The sequence below is a fragment of the Flavobacterium sp. FG68 genome, assembly GCF_057808895.1.
In genome coordinates this window covers 158,427-177,205 of sequence record NZ_JBMDIY010000003.1, presented here as the reverse complement: position 1 = coordinate 177,205, position 18,779 = coordinate 158,427, and the positions used below count along the sequence as shown (strand labels likewise).

Here is an 18,779-nt window from a genome sequence, read left to right as displayed (position 1 = left end):
ATCATTTTATAATTAATAACAATCTTTCTCTTCGTAAATGTATTTTTGATATATGTTTATTTTTTTTGTATTAAAATTAATTTTTGTATTTTTTTTAGCTTATTATTTTTAGTAATTGTCAATAAAAATTAACACAACCGATTGTGTATATTTTGGATTTTGTTATATTTGTTTAAAATACACTTATTAACTAAACCAAAGTTTAAAATTAATTTAAATCAATTTTTATGACTAACTTTTTTGTTACAAGTAAGCAGAAGCATTTGAAATGCCTTTGTTTTTTGATGTTAATGCTGGCATTTTCATTTCAGGCGAATGCGCAGAGCACAATTACGGGTACTGTGTCAGATGCAAATGGCCCGATTCCTGGAGCTAATGTAAATTTAAAAGGAACAAAAAATGGGGTAAGCACTGGTTTTGACGGTACTTATTCTATCAATGTGCCTTCCAATGGTATTCTTATTTTCAGTTTTATAGGTTTAAAAAATAAAGAAGTTGCTGTTAACGGGCAGACCCGTATTAATGTAAGCCTTGAAGAAGATTCCGCACAATTAAAAGAAGTCGTTGTAATTGGGTACGGAACCCAGAGAAAAGAAGCGGTCACGGGATCTGTAGCTTCTCTTGGAGGCAGGGAATTAAATGAAGTTCCTGCAGCAAACGTAACTCAGGCATTACAAGGCAGACTTGCGGGTGTCGATTTAACGCAGACTTCGACAAAACCAGGAGCTGCAATGCAGATACGTATACGCGGAACCAGATCACTTACCGGTGATAATAATCCGCTGATTGTACTGGACGGGGTGCCATTTGCAGGTGAAATTGGAGATATTAATCCGGTTGATATTAAATCTGTTGATGTTTTAAAAGATGCGTCTGCAACTGCTATTTATGGTTCGAGAGGGGCCAATGGAGTTATATTAATTACAACAAATAAAGGACGCAGAAATCAAAAAGCTACTTTTACTTACAATGGATTTAGCGGTATCAAACAGGTTTTTGGTAAATATGATATGATGGATGCGGCTAAATTTGCAGCACTTCGTGATTATTCAACTTTATATACAGATGGTATTGATGAATCAAGAAACACCAATACAGACTGGCAGGATTTACTTTATGGAGCAGGAGAAATGATTAGTCATGATGTAAGCGTTTCAGGAGGCAGTGAGAACGGGGCTTATAATGCAGGTTTAGGATATTATAAAGAAGAGTCTGTTTTACCTGGCCAAAAATATGAACGTTTCAGCCTAAGAGCAGGTTTAGACCAGCAATTAGGAAGCGTTTTTCGTATGGGATTTAATACAAACAGCAACTACTCCGTTGTTAACGGAGATAACATTGGTACAGGGACTATTTTAGCAACCTCTCCTTTAGCAAATCCATATAATCCAGACGGATCATTGAAGAGAACCGTGAGAATGGGGGGAGATGAAAACTGGGTTTACACCAGAGAATCTATTAATAATCTGGGAGATTCTTATGTAAATCAAACCAGAGCTTTTAGTTCGTATAATAATATTTTTGCTGAAGTTAAAATACCGGGAGTTGAAGGTTTGAAATACCGTATGAATACCGGATTAAATTTACGTTTGTCCAATAGTGGTTACTATGAAGGGCAGGGGGTTTTTGATGTGAATCCGACAACTATCTCAAATGCATCCATTACGAACAAATTATCAACGCAATGGCTTATTGAAAATTTGATCACCTATGATAAAACTTTTGCAGAAAAGCATACTGTGAATTTTGTGGGATTGTATTCAAATGAGCAGTACACGGGAAATACATCACAGATCTCAAGAAACGGAATTACTTCTGATGCCTTTCAGTTTTACAACCTAGGTCAGAGTGAAGAAGAAGCAGTTATAAACCCCGCAAATCAGGATTATACTCAATGGGGTTTAAGTTCTTATATGGCTAGAGCAATGTATTCTTACGCTAATAAATACTTTATCTCAGGAACAATTCGTTCAGACGGTTCCTCCAGATTGTCGCAAGGAAATAAATGGGTAACCTATCCGGCTGTCTCTGCAGGGTGGACTGTTTCAAATGAATCTTTTATGAAAAATGTTTCATGGGTTAATTTAATAAAATTACGTGCAGGTTATGGTGAAACTTCAAATCAGGCCGTAGATCCATACTCTACTTTGGGAGCTTTAAGTACCAGACCTTATAATTTTGGAACTACAAATTCTACAGGTGTTTATGTTACAGGATTGCCTAATCCGGATTTAGGATGGGAGTATTCCAGAACATGGAATTACGGATTGGATTTTAGTCTTCTTAATAATCGTTTATCAGGTACCGTAGAATATTATAAAACAAACACAAAAGATTTGCTGCAAAGAGTAAACCTTCCGGCAACATCTGGTGTGAGCAGTTATGTGGCAAACGTGGGTGAAACTGAAAATAAAGGGTATGAGATTGCTTTAAACGGAGTTATTCTTGACAATCCAAAAGGCTTGAGCTGGACGGTTGGAGTTAATTTATATGCTAATCAAAATAAGTTAGTAAAACTTGCTTCGGGAGCACAAAGAGATGAGGCAAACTCATGGTTTGTAGGATATAATATCAACTCTATATACGATTATGAAAAAGTAGGAATCTGGCAGGAAGGCGATCCATACATGTCAATATTAGAACCTGGACCAACTGGCATAAACCAGCAAGGAACTGTAGTAGGATCTATTAAAGTAAAGTATACAGGAGATTTTAACCCTGACGGTTCACCAACACGTGCCATTAACACAAGCGACAGACAAATTATCGAGACAGATCCTGATTTTCAGGGAGGTTTTAATACGAACTTAACGTATAAAGGTTTTGATTTTTCTGCTGTTGGAGCTTTTAAAAGCGGTGGTGTTTTAATTAGTACACTTTACGGAGGAAACAGTTACTTAAATCTTCTTAACGGAAGAAGGACTAATGTTGATGTAGATTACTGGACACCGGATAACAGAGACGCTGAATTCCCTAATCCAAGAGGTATCAGAAGTAGTGATAATCCAAAATACATTTCGACAATGGGGTATTTTGATGCATCTTATGTAAAAATCAGAGCTTTAACCCTTGGCTATACTTTAGATCAGGAATTTATGAGAAATCTAGGTATCGAGAAACTGAGACTTTATTTTACAGCACAAAATCCGTTTGTACTTTTCTCTCCCTATAATAGAAAATCAGGAATGGATCCTGAAACGAATTCTTATGGAGATGAAAACCAGGCAGTAACTACTTCATATCAACGCAGGTTTTTGGTTATTGGAACAAATACTCCTTCTACAAGAAATTTTTTATTCGGACTTAATTTAACATTTTAATCAAGAAGAACTATGAAACGATATATTTTTAAAAAATTAATTATAGGATCAGCAGCTTTGTTCTGCTTCACGGGCTGCTCTGATATTTTGGAAGAAAAACCACATGATTTTTATGAACCGGGCTATTTCAAAACAGAACAGGGAGTTATACAGGGATTAACATCACATTACGCACATTTACGCTGGATATACGGACAGGCTTATTATTACAATTCGGTGCAGACCGGTACAGATGAAAATACATACGGGCAACAAGCCGACGGAAATTTTAAGGATCATGACTTATCTGGAGTTGGCGTTATAAATGCAGCCTCAAGCAGAGCTGACGTGGTATGGAATAATTCATATAATGATATCAATACCGCAAGCGGAATAATTGAAAATGGTGCCGCAGTAGGTATCGCCAGCAGTTTAATTGCGGAATCTAAATTCTTCAGAGCTTTTGATTATTTTTTATTAGTACAGAATTTTGGAGGCGTACCTTTAGATTTAGGAGCGGGAGAACTAAAGTTTAACAGCAGGCCTTCGAGATCTTCAAAACGAAACACGGTACCTGAGGTTTATACTAAAGCTATTTTTCCTGACTTAAAAGCAGCAGTAAATGAATTACCGGATGCACCAAGGCTAACAGGAACAGCAACTAAAACGCTGGCCCGTTTGATCTTGGCAAAAGCGTATCTGACATATGGATGGTGGTTGGAAAACCCAAACAATATCCCGACATATCCGGATACACCAAGAACAGACCCGGATGGACATAATGCGCAATGGTATTTTCAACAAGCTTACGACATTGCCTTGGACGGAATTAATAATCCGGGATCTTATGGCTTATTGCCTTATTATTATGATGTAAACTTAGGATCTAATGATCGTAATAAAGAAATAATGCTTTATGCAGACCATACAGAGGAAAGTGAATATTATAACGGGGCAAGCCTTACTTACGGAAGTGGCGGTTCGCCGGATAATTTTGCAGGCTGGATGGGAACATTTAATTATACGGCAATAAGAAGTAAAAATGCCTCCGGAGCTGCGGTTTCGACTGTACAAAGAGCAGCAGATCAGTTTTTAGGACGTCCGTGGGTGCGAATGGTGCCGCCTATCGAAGTCTTTACAAAAACATTTGCAGAGAAAACAAACGATTCAAGATACGACGGAACATTTGCAGCCGTTTACCGCGGAAACTGGAATTTACTTGGAACAGGATTAACCGACGTAGCAACATTATACAATGCTAACGGATTACCGGTAAAGCCAGGCGATGCCATCGTAACTTTTCTTAATGATGAACCCGCTACACCAATTACATATCCTGCCGGAGCAGGCGATAATGGTGTAGGTGCAGGTGTATTACCAGGCAGATCCGATTATGTGATTTCTCCAATGGGAATCAGCCGTATAGTATATCCTGGTTTATGGAAATTAGGACCATACCGTACCGATAATGCCGGAGGATTAGGACAGCCAAATGCCGGAAGTACAAGACCTTATCCCGTTGCTAAATTTTCAGAACTTTATTTTGTTGCGGCGGAAGCTGCAGTAAAAGGAGCTGCTGGTGCTACGAGTGCCAGAGACCTTATTAATGTAATTAGAGCTCGCGCAGGAAAATGGCGCTGGGATAATAATGGTAAAGTGGCTAAAACGGCGGACAACAGCACTTTTTTAACTAGTACAACTCCTGCAGTTATTGACATTAACTATATTTTAGCTGAACGTTCGCGTGAATACTACGGTGAAGGTTATCGCTGGTATGACCTGGTAAGAACTCAAAAATGGAATGAACTTGCCGGTCAGTATAGCATTGGCGGATCAAATTACGGACAGCACACACCGGAGGTGGTTACCAGAGACATAAAACCATATCATTATCTACGCCCTATTCCTCAAGGACAATTAGATGGTATGGAAATGAGTACTGCTGAAAAAGCAGCCTACCAAAATCCAGGCTACTAATTTAGGCTGTTTAGCAATTTAATTACAGTTTTAAGGGTTAATCTTACAGTTACCTTATACTGGTTTTAGGTTTGTTAGTGGAAGCCGAGGGGCATTCTCTCGGCTTTTTAATATTTCTAATAAATAAATAGTAAAACAAATGATTAAAAAAAATATTGTTTTTATAATAGTGACAGCATTTCTGTGTTTTTATAAAGGAACAGCACAGGGCGGTGCCCAGAAAAAAATGCAATCTAGAAAAACGGCTGTTTTTTCAAATGTCATTTACAACGGTGATGATCAAATTTATAAAAACACCCCATTAAAGTCAGATGAGTTTTATACACCAATTCTGCAAGGCTGCTATCCTGATCCTGCCATTACCAGGAAAGGGGATGATTATTATATGGTATGTTCCTCATTTGCGATGTTTCCCGGTGTCCCGATCTTTCATTCCAAAGACTTAGTAAACTGGACAGATTTAGGCGGTATTTTGAATAACGTTTCAGAATTTAATCCGCATGATACGGGAATCAGCGCTGGAGTTTATGCGCCCGGGATTACATATAATCCGCATAATGACACCTTTTATATGATTGTGACAGCATTTTCTGGCGGACTAGGAAATATTATTGTTAAGACAAAAGATCCTATGAAAGGCTGGGGAAGTCCTATTAAATTAGACTTTGGAGGTATTGATCCTTCCATATTTTTTGATGACAATGGCAAAAGTTATATTGTTCATAACGATGCACCGGATAAAGGAAAAGAATTGTATGAAGGTCATCGTGTAATTAAAATTTGGGAGTATGACCTCAATACAGATAAAGTAATTCGCGGTACCGATAAAATTATTGTCGACGGAGGTGTAGATCTTTCTAAAAAACCGATCTGGATTGAAGCACCGCATTTATATAAAAAAAACGGAAAATATTATTTAATGTGTGCTGAAGGCGGAACAGGAGACAATCACAGCGAAGTTATTTTTAGCAGCGATAATCCTAAAGGACCATTCAAACCATCATCAAATAACCCAATTCTTACCCAGCGTTATTTTCCAAAAGATAGAACCAATAAGGTAGACTGGGCTGGTCATGCTGATTTAATTCAGGGACCGGATAATAAATACTACGGCGTTTTCTTAGGCATTCGTCCTAATAATCAGAACAGAGTAAACACAGGAAGAGAAACTTTTATACTGCCTGCTGACTGGTCTGGAGATTTTCCTGTTTTTGAAAACGGATTAATTCCCCTGCAGCCAAAATTAAAAATGCCAGCCGGAGCTACAAATAAAACAGGAAAAGATGTTTTTTTTCCTAATGGTAATTTCACTTTTACCGAAAATTTCACCTCCAAAAAATTAGATTACAGATGGATTGGATTAAGAGGTCCGCGCGAAAACTTTATTTCACAGACTAAAAAAGGCTTAGAAATAACACCTTTTGAAGTAAACATTAAAGAAGTTAAACCAACTTCTACACTTTTTTACAGACAGCAGCACAACACATTTTCATTTACTGCCACAGTTGATTACAAACCGCAGTCAGAAAGGGATTTGGCTGGTATTGTCTGCCTTCAGAATGAACGTTTTAATTATGTATTTGGTATCACAAAAAAAGGAGATGATACTTTTATTTTATTGCAAAGAACAGAAAAAGGACAGTCAAAAATTATAGCAGGTTCTAAAATCAAAATAACAAATTCATTACGTCTGCAGGTAAAAGCCACCGGAGACAGTTATGAATTCAGCTATGCTGTCAATGGCATTGATTTTGAAAATCTGGGCGGAGTTGTTTCGGGAGATATTCTTTCAACCAATATTGCAGGAGGTTTTACGGGAGCATTGATAGGTTTATATGCTACTTCTGCTAATGATGCCCATCCATAGCAATACAGAATTTTTTTCCGAAAATGAACTTGTAAATTTTAATAAAATGAAAGCAAAAAAAAGTGCTCTTAAAGAGATGTTTTTTTTATCTCTGTTCATTTTAACTGCCGGATGCAGTCCTATTAAAGAATCAGCTAAAATTGCAGAAAAAAAAGAGACTCAAAATTGGACAGGTACCTGGGTAACGGCTCAAATGCTTGTTGAACCCAATAATATGCCGCCTGCACCGGGACTTACACAAAATACACTTCGTCAGATTATTAAAGTATCGCTGGGCGGTAAACGGATTAAACTTCGGTTTTCTAATCTATTTAGCGATCAGCCTACAGTTTTGAAATCAGTAAGTGTTGCCAATGTTATAGAGGCTCCGGCTGTTGATGTAAATACACAGAAAATATTGAGTTTTAAAGGCAGTCCCCAAGTCATATTGGCACCTAATGAGGAAGTGTATTCTGATGATTTGGATTTTCAATTAAATTCTGGACAGCTTTTAGCCATCACAATTCATTATGGCAAAGTTTCATCAAAAATAAGTGGACACCCCGGTTCCCGTACAACTTCATATATTCTCGAAGGAAATCAGGTAAATAACACATCTTTTTCTGGAGCGGTAAAAACAGATCATTGGTATACCATTATGGGAGTTGATATCAATTCAGTTCAAGAAAGCAATGTAGTATGTTTAGGAAATTCGATTATTGACGGACGCGGATCAGGAACAAATAAACAAAATCGATGGACTGATATTTTAGCGGCGCGTTTAAGTGCCAGTAAAAGTACAGCGCATGTTGGTGTCCTGAATTTAGGAATCGGAGGAAATTGTGTGGTCAGAGGAGGTTTGGGGCCAACAGCCTTAAGCCGTTTTGACAGAGACGTGCTTTCCCAAAAAGGAACCAGATGGCTTATTATACTGGAGGGAATAAATGATATAGGAGGCATTAGAAAAGCAGAAGATGCAGCCCTTACAGCAAAAGAAATTATTGACGGTTATAAAATAATGATTGATAAAGCTCATTCAAAAGGAATAAAGGTTTTTGGAGCTACAATTCTGCCATTTGAAAAATCCTTTTATGATGCCCCTTACAAACAAAAGGCAAGAGATATAGTAAATGAATGGATTCGTGCAAAAGGCAATTTTGATGCTGTAATCGATTTTGATAAAGAAATGGCTTCAGAGATTGGTTCCAAAACAATTTTATCAGATATGCACGACGGAGACTTTCTGCATCCAAATGAAAAAGGTTATCAAAGAATGGGAGAAGTCGTTGATTTAGATTTATTCAGATAATTAAGATTTTTTAATTCAAATTTTAATCCCGATTTTTTTAAATATTTTCAAAAAAAATCGGGTCCTTTTAAAAAATGCTAAAGAGAGAAATGTAAGTCCTAAGTTTTATCAATTTCGGATTGTAAACAAATTAACAGCTTTCTAAAAATAGCAGAAAATAAAAACAATGAAAAGACTATATAATCTATTAGCTTTTTTTTTAATCCTAACTGCATTAAAAGCTCAGGATAATAAAGCTCAGAACCCTGTGGTTTTTGCTGATGTACCTGATTTGTCAATCATTAGAATCGGTGATGATTATTATATGAGCAGTACCACGATGCACATGAGTCCGGGCGTTCCAATAATGAAATCAAATGATTTAATTAATTGGAAAATAATAAACTATGCTTCTAATACTCTTGGAAATACAGATGAACTGAATCTAAATAACGGTAAAAATACTTATGGACGAGGTTCCTGGGCAAGTAATATCAGATTTTACAACAATACGTTTTATGTAACCACTTTTGCCCAGACTACCGGAAAGACCTACATATACACTACAGAAGATATCGAAAAAGGACCGTGGAAAGAAATTAGTTTTAGTCCTGCGTATCACGATCACAGCATTTTGTTTGATGACGATGGCAGAATTTATATGGTGTATGGAAACGGTAAGCTTTTTATCAAAGAGCTAAAATCAGATTTATCAGGAATAAAAGAAAACGGATTAGATCAGGTACTCATTGAAAACGCAAGCAGTCCGGCTGGAGAGGCAATTATGCTCGGGGCTGAAGGCTCGCAATTGTATAAAATTAAAGGGAAATATTATCTATTTAATATCGTGTGGCCAAAAAACGGAATGCGTACTGTAATTATTCATAGAGCCGATAAAATTACGGGTCCTTGGGAAGGAAAGATCAGCTTACAGGATTTAGGTGTTGCACAGGGCGGTTTAATTGATACTCCAGACGGAAAATGGTTTTCCTACTTATTTAGAGATTATGGAGGAGTAGGACGTATCCCATACTTTGTTCCAGTTAAATGGCAAGACGGCTGGCCGGTTTTGGGTGAAAACAATAAAGTACCTCAATACTTAGATTTGCCCGAAAGTAAAGGACTGATTCCGGGGATTGTAAGCTCAGATGATTTTAGTCGAAAAGAAGGAGACAAAAATTTGCCGTTAGTCTGGCAATGGAACCACAATCCTGATAATTCATTATGGTCAGTTAAAGAAAGAAAAGGATATCTAAGATTAAAGACCGCCTCGATAACAAACACTTTAACTCAGGCTAAAAATACGCTCACTCAAAGAACGTTTGGACCTCAGTGTTCAGCGACTACTCTGATGGAAGTTTCTAAAATGAAAGAAAATGATTTTGCCGGGCTTTCTTTATTTCAAAAAGATTTTGGTCTTGTTGGTGTAAAAGCCGAAAACGGATCAAAGAGAATTGTCATGATCGAAACTATAAACGGCAGTTCAAAAGAAATTCAAAGTGTTCCCTTTTCAGGAAATAAAATCTATTTTAAAGCAGTATGTAATTTCAAGGATAAAGCAGATTTGGGCAGGTTTTACTATAGTGTGGACGGAAACGAATGGATAAGTATAGGAAACAAAATAAAACTGCCTTATACGCTTCCTCACTTTATGGGCTATAGGTTTGGTCTTTTTAACTATGCGGAAAAAGATTTGGGGGGCTATGTTGATTTTGATTACTTCCGTCTCGACAATAAAAATTAATGACAAGCGAACAGTTAAATCTTTAATAAAAAAAATGAAAAATAATTATCTGTATCTTTTAAGTTTAGTATGCTTTCAATGTAAATATACAGCAATATCCTTATAGAATCCGATCACTTAGTTCTAATGCGTGCAGAAGATTTAATTTCCCGAATAATTCTGAAAGAAAAAGCCGCATTACGGTGTGATCAGAATGACGCTGTACCAATGTTTTGTAAGAAATAGTTTAACGAATAAGGGTTTTCTGCATTGAAAAAAGTTTCTATTTCTTTAATGAACCTGAGCAATACTCATTTTTAATCTGATAGATACGACATAACCTTACCAAGTATTTTGTAAAACAATTTCTCCAACTGATTCGTTTTTATTTCCAACTGTTTTTGTGATGCTGTACCTCGTATAATTTTCAACTGTAACTTCAATAATATAAGTTTCTGAGTTAAGGTTTTTTATTAAAAATTCTCCATTATCATCTCTCACTTTAAAATCTTGGATTATATTTTTTTGATTTGTCAAAGTATTAAGTTCGAAAACCTTAATCGAAAACGATTTAATAGGACTAAATCCATTATCTACAAGCCTTCCCCAGAGGGTAAAAGTTTCCTTCGGTAATTGACTAGCAAAAAGTGGAATAGAAATCAAGATAATTAAAAATATTCTTTTCATTATAACATTATAGTTTGTTGATTATTGATTCACATTTAATAGTGAGTTTGTTATTTTTTTTGTTGGTGAAGTGATTTCAATGCTTAATGTGATCTTCTTTTTTTATGTGCTGCTTTTATTTGTGACATTGTAATAGCAACACCTGCTGTGAATGCTGTTCATAAAGTGTTCAGCTATTAATGGCTTAAAAAAATACCCTTTAGAATATTATTTCATAACAGAGTATTAATTAAATATATAAGAATTTATATTTCGTTTTTTGAGTGAATGAAGTTATTATATAAGAGGTTTTTCTTTTGATATGGCGGGGCTTAGCGATTAATAAATATTTTCTTTGAATAAAATAAAGCTCTATCGGCAGCGATTTAGAAGTGGTTTTATTTTTTATAATTTATCTTAATGATTTTAAAGTCCCCTCCACTGCTATCTGCTGTAAAGAGCCCTATTTTACCAAGTGTCCTATTGTTGAGTTTTTCGACTATCAGGGAGGGCTGGGGTGCATTGTTTATGTATGCTTTAACATTATTGCTGTCAATTACTAATTTCATTATAAACCAATCATCGGGTTTTGGCGGATTGATGATTTCTTTCTCAAAAACCGCATTCCTTTCGTTTCTCAATTTTTCCCAGGTAAAATCGGGATGTGAAATATATTGCACAGCATGAATTCTCCTAGCAGGGTCTTTCGCAAAAAAATTGAAAGGACGGCAATAAACAGCGTCATAATTAATATCATCGACAGCGTGAAAGGCAATACCAATAAAACTTCGTTGAAAAACGTCTTTTCCTCTCATTTCAATTTCAATAGTACCGTTTTCAAAGCTCTCAACAGGCAGCCATACAATGCCCTCCTTTTTACTTTCCAATATTTTTAGATAAGCTCCACTATCACTCGAAATGATTTTGATCTCTCGGTTTACGGATTTCAGCTTTCCTTCTTTATACAGATTGGTAAGTTCAATTACTTGCTGTCGCTGCCCCAATAATAAGAAGGGTAGCAATATCAAAGTAAACATATATGTAAATTTGGTTTGCTTTTTCATTGAAAGGATATTTTTAAGTGCCTAGTAGTTTAAGTGGTTTCTTCTGTGTCATCTACAAAAATAACATATAGGTAAAAAGAATAATTACCAGTTAGATAACAGAACTACCATTTTGATAAGCATTTCTGAATTCTTTTGGTGAGATTCCAGTTTGTGCCTTGAAGAAACGCGTTAAATGATTTGCCTGGGAGAATTGTAACAGGTACGAAATTTCATTTATATTAAATTTCGTATAAGATAGTAGCGACTTTATTTCAAAGAGAATAAATTCATTTACCATTTCAGAAACGGTAATGCCGAATTGCTTTTTGATGCATTTATTTAGTGTTACTCTGCTGATACCTAATTGCTGCGCGTAATAGTCGACGTTTCTTGTTTTACGGACTTCATTTTGTAAAATCTCTTTAAACATAAATGCAATGCTATTACTTTCTGTTTCTGAAGAAAGAAGGTAATTTTGTGCATAGGCTCGATTCAGTTTGATTAATATAAAGTACAAGAGTGCTCTTATAATGTGTTCGCTGTCTGATCTAAATGTTTTTATCTCAGTCAGCAGTTCCTGAATTATATTCGCCAACTGTGAAAAGAAGCCATCATTTACCTTTAGATAGAGCGGTTTGGTTTTGTTGTAGAAAAACTGCAGCCTGAAAGAGAATAGTTTATCCGAGAAGAAACTAGACAGAAAGCTATCCTGGAAAAACAAGAAATAACATTCAACTTTAGTCTTGTCCAAAAACCATCTTCTTTTTTGAAATGGAGAAATAAAAATGACTGTATTATCTGAAATTTCAATTCTTTGCTGATCAAGTTCTAAATAGCCGTTTCCTTTAGAGAAAAATATAAGCTCATAAAAATCTGTATGATGAAGCTCACTTTCAAAAAAATAATAGGGAATGTCTTTATAAGTGCCTATATCAATTAGGAGCTCAACATTATATTTGTTTTTTAAGAATTTAAATGTCTTCATTGTAAACGTATTTTTCGCATTAGTCAGATGCGGAGATATATAAACTGGAGAAGGCTGGCCATCTCATTTTGTTAACGAACCATAGATACAAATTCAATAGAAGTTGGTAAAAGTAGTTATTTAAACCTAAATTATGCGATAGGAATTGGAATTAAGAAATTAATCAAAAGGCGTTATTAGAGCCAAAACCTCAAAATTTCTAAACCTTTTACTTACAAAAGTTAAAGCATTGAATGAATATGTCTATGTTTTTGATTGATAAATCCATCTAAAAAAAAAACATTCTGTATAATTTTATTTTCAGTTCAGGTCTCAGTTATTTGATGTTGATTTTATAGAATAAGATTGTTAGTTATTATTAGTAATAGATTTTTGTTTTGTTTGACAGGGAGATTAATTAACTATTTAATCTCCCTTTCTTTTGTTATGATAATTGAGTCAGTAAAATTTAATAAACATGTGATTATATGAAAAGAGAGAATTTTAAAATTAAAAAAGGCAGTTTTTTAAAAAAGGCTGCACCATTTTTTATATTGTTATTTCTTTGTGCCGCTAAAGGGTATTGTAAAAATGATGAAAAAACAAAAAGCGCATTAGCTGTAATAGAAAGACTTATAGGTAATCGTGCCAGCGAGTTTGAATTAAGTATTATTGAAAATAAAGAGAATAATAATTCAGATTGGTTTGAAATCGAAACAACAGGTAATCAGGTAAAAATCAAAGCATCAAACAATACAGCAATTTGTTATGCCGCTTATAATTTCCTCAGAGATATTGGTGCAGTTTTAGTCAGCTGGGAAGGAAATAGAGTCGGTTTGCCTAAGACCTGGCCAAAATATTCAAAAAAAGGAAATACACCTTTTGAATACAGAGAATATTTAAACGCCTGTACTTTCGGCTACACGACTCCGTGGTGGGACTGGAAGCGCTGGGAACAGGAGATTGATTGGATGGCAATGCACGGAATCAATCTTCCAACTGCGATGGAAGGTCAGGAAGCAGTATGGCAGGAATTATGGAAAGAGCACGGTTTGACCAGCACTCAATTAGAAGCGCATTTTGCAGGACCTGCTTTTTTACCATGGCAGCGTATGGGAAACATTAATAGTCTTGAAGGGCCTTTGCCTCCAGAATGGTTCAGTAAAAAAGAAGAGTTACAAAAGAAAATCTTAGATAGAATGAGATCATTAGACATGCATCCTGTTGTACCTGCTTTTAGTGGTTATGTGCCTAAAGCTTTTGCCGAAAAACACCCGGAAGCCAAAATAAGTGAATTAAAATCATGGTCGGGAGGTGGTTTTGAAAGTACTTACCTGTTGGATTCAAAAGATCCTTTATTTAAAAAAATAGGAAAACGCTTCATCGAAATTTATACCAAAATGTACGGGAAGTCTAATTTTTATCTGGCTGATTCTTTTAATGAAATTAAACCGCCGGTCTCAGAGAACAATAAATATGAAGAACTTTCAAATTATGGAAGCGCTATTTATGAAACTATTAATGAAGCTGCTCCCGGTGCGATTTGGGTAATGCAGGGATGGCTTTTTGGAGACAATAAAGAATTTTGGACAAAAGAAGCCACTAAGGCATTTTTAAGTAAAGTACCAAATGACAGACTGATGGTTCAGGATTATGCCAATGACAGATATAAAGTATGGGAAAATCAGGAAGCTTTTTATGGAAAACAATGGACTTATGGGTATGTACATAATTATGGCGGATCAAATCCTGTATATGGAGATTTGGATTTCTATAAAAATGAATTAATGAGTTTACTAAAAAATCCCAATAAAGGAAATATTGTGGGTTATGGTACTATGCCGGAAGGCTTAAATAACAACTCTATAGTTTATGAATACATTTATGATCTTGCGTGGAATAAAGGAGAACAGCCTATAGAGGACTGGCTCAATAAATATTTGGATGCGAGATACGGAAAAAAGACTTCTGCTTCTGTTTTTCAGGCGTGGCAATTATTGCTAGAATCTGTTTACAATATTAAATATTGGGAAACCCGCTGGTGGAATGATAGGGCTGGAGCGTATTTGCTTTTTAAACGTCCAACCGCGACAATTACAGAATTTAAAGGAAATCCCGGAGACAAGAAAAAACTAAAAGAAGCTCTAGATATTTTGACAATAGAAGCAAAAAAATATGATAAAAAGAATTTTATTAATTACGATTTAATTGATGTTTCAAGACATTACTATTCACTCTGCATTGATGAAGATTTGATGGAATGTGTAAAAGCGTACCAACATAAAGACATCACAAAAGCAGATCAACTATTTAAAAAGATCGAAAAACAAGCTTCGGATATTGATAATATCATGATAGGACAACCTTTGAACAGTATTGATAATTGGGTAAAATCAGCCTCTGAATACGGAAGTTCTCCAGAGGTATCTAAATTGTATGTAAAAAATGCCAAAACATTAATTACGCTTTGGGGCGGAGAGGGTCATTTAAATGATTACGCTTCAAGAGCATGGCATGGAATGTATAAAGGATTTTACTGGCCAAGATGGAAAATGTTTTTAGAAGCGTTGAAAAAATCAGCGGTAAATAATACGCCATTTGATGAAACGAAAGAAAGAGAATTAATTAAAAATTGGGAAATAAAATGGTCTGAAAATAAATAGATAATACAAAGAGACCATAACTATTACGTGTAAAAACAAAATATAACTTAAGCTTTAAGCTATTGCCTTAAATTATACTGAATATATGAAATGAAATCTTTACGAAATCGATTAATTAATAAGTTTTTAACTATGTAATTTTAGAAAAATAATTCTGAAAACCCTTGCTGTCATTGACTTTATAGAAATTATCCATGTTTATGAATAACTTGTCCATTTGTTAACATTTCTTTACCATTAATTTCGTCAATACTATTTTAACCAATTAACCAATATCAAAATGGAAAAACTTAAACTTTTATTATTAGCCTTTTGTTTTTGCTTCTCAATTAATACTTGGGCACAAAAAACAGAAGTGTCCGGTGTAGTTTTAGATGACAAAGGCATTCCACTGCCTGCCGCCAATGTACTAGAGAAAGGTACAACGAATTCAGTAACAACAGATTTTGACGGAAAATTTAAAATTTCAGCTTCAAACAAAAATGTAACCCTAATAGTTTCTTATATGGGATTTGAAGATCTGACTTTAAAACTAGACGGAACAAAAACAAATTATTCGATTAAATTACAGCCTATCACAACTAATTTAGAACAGGTAGTAGTGGTTGGTTACGGTAAAGGGTCTCGTAAAAACCTTACTACTGCTGTAACTTCTGTAAAAGCCGAAGATTTAAACAGAGGAGCAATTAGTGATGTTGGACAGCTTTTGCAGGGTAAAGTTTCTGGTTTGAACATTTCATCAAGCGGTGACCCTACAAGAACGGCTTCTGTGGTTTTGCGTGGAGCTTCAACATTAAATAGTTCTCAAGGTCCATTTTATGTAATAGATGGTATTCCCGGAGTTGATATCTCAGTAATTGCACCAGATGATATTGCAACTATCGATGTCTTAAAAGATGCTGCTGCAACGGCAATCTATGGTAACCGTGCTGCAAATGGAGTTATCATGGTAACTACAAAAAAAGGAAGCAAGGGCAGAACGCAGATTGCATACAATGGTTATATGGGCTGGGAAGAAGTTTCAAATAATCTGGACATGATGAATGCAGATCAGCTTAGAGCTTTTACAACTAAAAACAATTTGAATTTTACTCCGGAAAATGACAAAGGTGCTAATACAAACTGGCAAAAAGAAATTTTAAGATCAGGACGTGCAGCATCAAGCAGCCATAACTTATCGATGAGCGGAGGCGGAGATCATGGAAACTATACAGCAAGTATTACTTCGCTTAATAAAGAAGGTATAATGCTAAAAAGTGATTTTTCCCGTATCATTGCCCGCTTATCTGTTGAACAATTTGCTTTTGATGATAAGGTTAAATTTGGTTTAAACGTTACTAATTCCAGTACAAAATATAAAAATGTACCACAGAGAAATACTGTTCTTTTACAGGCAGCAAGCTATCTTCCTGTTTCTCCGGTAAGAAATGCTGATGGAAGTTTTTTTGAAAACTTTACCAGTCCGGGATATTTTAACCCAGTAGCTTTAATTGAACACGGTACTGATGAAACTAAAACGGATAACCTTGTAGGTAACCTTACTGCAGAAGTAAAACTTCCGTTTGGATTTACTTATAATTTGAATTTAGCACACCAAAGATTAACGTCTTCTCATGGAGAATTTTATGACAGTTATTATTCACAATACAACAGTGCCAACTTTTACAACAACCCAGATCCGCCTTTGACAAAAACATTGGTTAATTTTGGTGTAAATGGTTCTGCATTGAGAAATTCTTACGAAACCAGAAACAATATTATTGAAAGCTTCCTTACTTGGGATAAATCAATAGGAGAGCATAAAATAAAAGCTGTAGCAGGTTACTCATGGCAGGAAAATACATTAGGAGACGGATTTCAGGCTACAACAACTAACTTTCCAGTAGATAATGTAGGATATAACAACCTTGCTTTAAGTAATTACACTTCGGTTAATGGTTATGTAGTAAATTTTGGAGATAGTAAAGCATACCAAAAAACGCGTTTAATATCCTATTTTGGGCGTTTAAATTACAATTATAAAGACAGATATCTTTTACAAGGATCACTTAGAAAAGATGGTGGATCTATGTTTGGAGTAAATAATCGCTGGGGATATTTTCCTTCAGTAGGAGGTGCATGGAGAGTAGATAAAGAAAGTTTCATGCAGAATCAAAATATTTTTAGTGATTTGAAATTCCGCGGAAGCTGGGGGGTAACAGGTAACTCTTCCGGATTTAATGCTTATACGGCTCAGTTTATTTCCGGAAGTTTAGGAACTTTCTACTATAACGGACAACAAATTGGAGCTTATGGACCTAACCAGGCTGCTAACCCGGATTTGAAATGGGAAAAAACAGCTACTGCAAATATTGGAGTTGACTTCTCAATCTTAAAAGGAAAAATATCAGGTTCTGTTGATGTGTACAATAAAAAAACAACAGACATGATTTTTAACTATAATGTTAATCCGGTACTTGTACCAGTAGGAACAATTGTAGCAAACGGAGGAACAATGTCTAATAAAGGTATTGAGGTTAGCTTAAGTGCAACTCCGGTTAAAACTGCAGATTTCAGCTGGACAACTAACTTGAATCTGGCGCACAACAAGAATGAGATTGTTAAATTAACCAGCCCTTTCTTTGTTGGTGGAGATTCTATCCGTCGTGTACAACCCGATGGTGGTGGTCAAACAGGAAGTACATTACAAATTTTTAAAGAAGGAAAACCTTTAGGACAATTCTTTACATTGAAGTATGCAGGAAAAAATGCTGCTGGAGTTTCGCAATATTATGATAAAAATGGTAATTTGACTACTACACCTCTAATTGGGGTAGATTACCACTATGCAGGAAGTGCACAGCCAAAATTATTAGCAGGGTGGGCAAATAATTTTCAATACAAAAAATTTGATTTAAGTATTTTCTTCAGAGGAGTTTTTGGTAATAAAATTTTCAATGCAACGCGTGCCGATCTATTCAGACCTAGTACTGCAATGACAAACAATATTTTAGTTGATGCAAGAGACGAGTCACCAAATGATTTAAACTCTTATAAATATTCGGATCGTTTTATAGAAGACGGAAGTTATATAAGATTAGACAATATGACTTTAGGGTATAATTTTGGTAAAGTGGGCAGGTATATAAGCAGTGTTCGTATTTACCAAACAGTAAATAACGTATTTGTTATAACTAAGTACAGAGGAATTGATCCGGAAGTTGAACAAGGAGGTACAGCTCCTGGTGTTGATTCAAACAACTTCTATCCAAAAACCAGAACTTATATGCTCGGTCTAAATGTGATCTTCTAAAATTAAATGCTAAAA

At 35.3% G+C, this 18,779-nt stretch carries 10 protein-coding genes; 7 read left to right on the top strand and 3 right to left on the bottom strand.

The window, feature by feature from the left end:
- Positions 1–227: 227 nt before the first annotated feature.
- The 5 genes from ACODSB_RS03290 (at position 228) to ACODSB_RS03270 (ending at position 10,154) form a co-directional block, all read left to right on the top strand.
- A complete protein-coding gene (locus ACODSB_RS03290; protein ID WP_488935997.1) occupies positions 228–3,320 on the top strand; it encodes a SusC/RagA family TonB-linked outer membrane protein in 3,093 nt (1,030 codons plus the stop codon).
- Positions 3,321–3,332: 12 nt separating this feature from the next.
- Positions 3,333–5,276 (top strand): RagB/SusD family nutrient uptake outer membrane protein, encoded by a 1,944-nt coding sequence (locus ACODSB_RS03285; RefSeq protein WP_488935996.1) that lies wholly within the window; start codon positions 3,333–3,335, stop codon positions 5,274–5,276.
- 139 nt (positions 5,277–5,415) lie between these two features.
- Positions 5,416–7,143 carry a glycoside hydrolase family 43 protein gene (locus ACODSB_RS03280; protein ID WP_488935995.1) on the top strand — a complete coding sequence of 576 codons (1,728 nt, stop codon included), beginning with the start codon at positions 5,416–5,418 and terminating at the stop codon, positions 7,141–7,143.
- Between the two features lie 46 nt (positions 7,144–7,189).
- Positions 7,190–8,431, top strand: a complete 1,242-nt coding sequence (locus ACODSB_RS03275) for an SGNH/GDSL hydrolase family protein (RefSeq protein WP_488935994.1) — start codon at positions 7,190–7,192, stop codon at positions 8,429–8,431.
- 166 nt (positions 8,432–8,597) lie between these two features.
- Positions 8,598–10,154 (top strand): glycoside hydrolase family 43 protein, encoded by a 1,557-nt coding sequence (locus tag ACODSB_RS03270; protein WP_488935993.1) that lies wholly within the window; start codon positions 8,598–8,600, stop codon positions 10,152–10,154.
- 321 nt (positions 10,155–10,475) lie between these two features.
- On the opposite strand, the gene ACODSB_RS03265 is transcribed toward ACODSB_RS03270, so the two are convergent.
- The 3 genes from ACODSB_RS03265 to ACODSB_RS03255 form a co-directional block, all read right to left on the bottom strand.
- Positions 10,476–10,820 (bottom strand): hypothetical protein, encoded by a 345-nt coding sequence (locus ACODSB_RS03265; protein ID WP_488935992.1) that lies wholly within the window; start codon positions 10,818–10,820, stop codon positions 10,476–10,478.
- 377 nt (positions 10,821–11,197) lie between these two features.
- Positions 11,198–11,863: a hypothetical protein gene (locus ACODSB_RS03260; protein WP_488935991.1), complete on the bottom strand. Its 666-nt coding sequence runs from the start codon at positions 11,861–11,863 to the stop codon at positions 11,198–11,200.
- Between the two features lie 91 nt (positions 11,864–11,954).
- Positions 11,955–12,830 (bottom strand): helix-turn-helix domain-containing protein, encoded by an 876-nt coding sequence (locus tag ACODSB_RS03255; RefSeq protein ID WP_488935990.1) that lies wholly within the window; start codon positions 12,828–12,830, stop codon positions 11,955–11,957.
- Between the two features lie 467 nt (positions 12,831–13,297).
- Between ACODSB_RS03255 and ACODSB_RS03250 the strand changes: the two genes are divergently transcribed.
- Positions 13,298–15,472, top strand: coding sequence for an alpha-N-acetylglucosaminidase (locus ACODSB_RS03250; RefSeq protein ID WP_488935989.1), 2,175 nt, complete (start codon positions 13,298–13,300; stop codon positions 15,470–15,472).
- Between the two features lie 280 nt (positions 15,473–15,752).
- Positions 15,753–18,764 carry a SusC/RagA family TonB-linked outer membrane protein gene (locus ACODSB_RS03245; RefSeq protein ID WP_488935988.1) on the top strand — a complete coding sequence of 1,004 codons (3,012 nt, stop codon included), beginning with the start codon at positions 15,753–15,755 and terminating at the stop codon, positions 18,762–18,764.
- Positions 18,765–18,779: the final 15 nt, after the last annotated feature.